This is a genomic window from Castellaniella sp. S9 (assembly GCF_027257175.1).
Classification (GTDB): Bacteria; Pseudomonadota; Gammaproteobacteria; order Burkholderiales; family Burkholderiaceae_B; genus Castellaniella.
Genome location: NZ_JAPFGD010000018.1, coordinates 1 through 2,671, shown reverse-complemented (window position 1 = coordinate 2,671; position 2,671 = coordinate 1). Strand labels below are relative to the sequence as shown.

Genomic DNA, 2,671 nt, shown 5'->3' with positions numbered 1-2,671 from the left:
CCGAACAGGGCGAATCAGTCGCTGGGTGTAGACCCGAAACCAGGCGATCTATCCATGGTCAGGTTGAAGGCACGGTAACACGTGCTGGAGGACCGAACCCACTAGTGTTGAAAAACTAGGGGATGAACTGTGGATAGGGGTGAAAGGCTAAACAAGCCTGGAGATAGCTGGTTCTCTCCGAAAACTATTTAGGTAGTGCCTCACGTATTGCTGCCGGGGGTAGAGCACTGTTATAGCTAGGGGGTCATGGCGACTTACCAACCTATGGCAAACTCCGAATACCGGCAAGTATGAGCGTGGGAGACAGAGCACCGGGTGCTAACGTCCGGACTCAAGAGGGAAACAACCCAGACCGCCAGCTAAGGTCCCTAAAACGGGCTAAGTGGGAAACGAAGTGGGAAGGCATAGACAGTCAGGAGGTTGGCTTAGAAGCAGCCATCCTTTAAAGAAAGCGTAATAGCTCACTGATCGAGTCGTCCTGCGCGGAAGATGTAACGGGGCTCAAGCCAGTTACCGAAGCTGCGGATATGCGCGCTCTTTTAAGCGCATCGCAAAGAGCTTGGCGTGCGCCAGCACGCAAAGCGCCCCCCGCTTCGAGTGGGTGGGGGATAAGTATGAGGCGGTGTGTTTAAATGAGCGCGCATATGGTAGGAGAGCGTTCTGTAAGCCTGCGAAGGTGGATCGAGAGGTCTGCTGGAGGTATCAGAAGTGCGAATGCTGACATGAGTAGCGATAAAGGGGGTGAAAAGCCCCCTCGCCGTAAGTCCAAGGTTTCCTGCGCAACGTTCATCGGCGCAGGGTGAGTCGGCCCCTAAGGCGAGGCAGAGATGCGTAGCTGATGGGAAGCTGGTTAATATTCCAGCACCGTCGTAGGATGCGATGGGGGGACGGATGGCAGAAGGTCATCGGGGTGTTGGATGTCCCCGTTGCTGCATCATAGAAGGCGCCCAGGCAAATCCGGGCGCGTGATTCAAGGGTGTGGCTGGACAGGACTTAGGTCCTGAACTGATTGGAAGCTGTTCCAGGAAAAGCCTCTAAGCTTCAGTCCTACGCGACCGTACCGCAAACCGACACAGGTGGACGGGATGAATATTCCAAGGCGCTTGAGAGAACTCAGGAGAAGGAACTCGGCAAATTGATACCGTAACTTCGGGAGAAGGTATGCCCTGGTAGGGTGATGCGCCTGCGCGCAGAGCTTGAAGGGGCCGCAGTGAATCGGTGGCTGCGACTGTTTATTAAAAACATAGCACTCTGCCAAGACGAAAGTCGACGTATAGGGTGTGACGCCTGCCCGGTGCCGGAAGGTTAAGTGATGGGGTGCAAGCTCTTGATCGAAGCCCCGGTAAACGGCGGCCGTAACTATAACGGTCCTAAGGTAGCGAAATTCCTTGTCGGGTAAGTTCCGACCTGCACGAATGGCGTAACGATGGCCACACTGTCTCCTCCTGAGACTCAGCGAAGTTGAAATGTTTGTGATGATGCAATCTACCCGCGGCTAGACGGAAAGACCCCATGAACCTTTACTGTAGCTTTGCATTGGATTGTGAACCGGCCTGTGTAGGATAGGTGGGAGGCGCTGAAACCGAGTCGCCAGATTCGGTGGAGCCACCCTTGAAATACCACCCTGGTCTGTTTGCGGTTCTAACCTTGGCCCGTTAACCGGGTTGGGGACAGTGCATGGTGGGCAGTTTGACTGGGGCGGTCTCCTCCTAAAGCGTAACGGAGGAGTTCGAAGGTACGCTAGGTACGGTCGGAAATCGTGCTGATAGTGCAATGGCATAAGCGTGCTTGACTGTGAGACTGACACGTCGAACAGGTGCGAAAGCAGGACATAGTGATCCGGTGGTTCTGAATGGAAGGGCCATCGCTCAACGGATAAAAGGTACTCTGGGGATAACAGGCTGATACCGCCCAAGAGTTCATATCGACGGCGGTGTTTGGCACCTCGATGTCGGCTCATCTCATCCTGGGGCTGTAGCCGGTCCCAAGGGTATGGCTGTTCGCCATTTAAAGAGGTACGTGAGCTGGGTTTAAAACGTCGTGAGACAGTTTGGTCCCTATCTGCCGTGGGCGTTGGATACTTGACGGAGCCTGCTCCTAGTACGAGAGGACCGGAGTGGACGTACCGCTGGTGTATCGGTTGTCATGCCAATGGCATTGCCGAGTAGCTACGTACGGAAGAGATAACCGCTGAAGGCATCTAAGCGGGAAACTCGTCTGAAGATTAGGTATCCCGGGGGCTTGACCCCCCTGAAGGGTCGTCCGAGACCAGGACGTTGATAGGCTGGGTGTGGAAGCGCAGCAATGCGTGCAGCTAACCAGTACTAATTGCCCGTGCGGCTTGATCCTATAACCTTGCAGGTTGTAGCGTGACTGTGACCGCCAACAAACGAACAAACGAACCATGCGGCAATGCCGTATGACAGCAATACAGCCCGTCGTGCTTCTTCCAATTGGTGTGCCAGGACCCCGACCCCGCCAAAGGGGCGAGCCCGGCGCACAACCCGTTATGCTTGACGACCATAGCAAGGTGGACCCACTCCTTCCCATCCCGAACAGGACAGTGAAACGCCTTCGCGCCGATGATAGTGGATGGACATCTGTGAAAGTAGGTCATCGTCAGGCTCTGATGCAAAACCCCCGCAAGGATCAACCTTGCGGGGGTTTTTTT

Annotated in this window: 2 rRNA genes (1 of these 2 cut by a window edge); both read left to right on the top strand. The window is 55.0% G+C overall.

From position 1 onward, the window contains the following. Positions 1-2,349: ribosomal RNA gene (locus tag OOZ48_RS18335) — 23S ribosomal RNA — on the top strand (it extends 230 nt beyond the left edge of the window). A 163-nt stretch (positions 2,350-2,512) separates the two neighbouring features. Next, positions 2,513-2,625, top strand: a 5S ribosomal RNA gene (gene rrf / locus OOZ48_RS18330). Positions 2,626-2,671 lie beyond the last annotated feature (46 nt).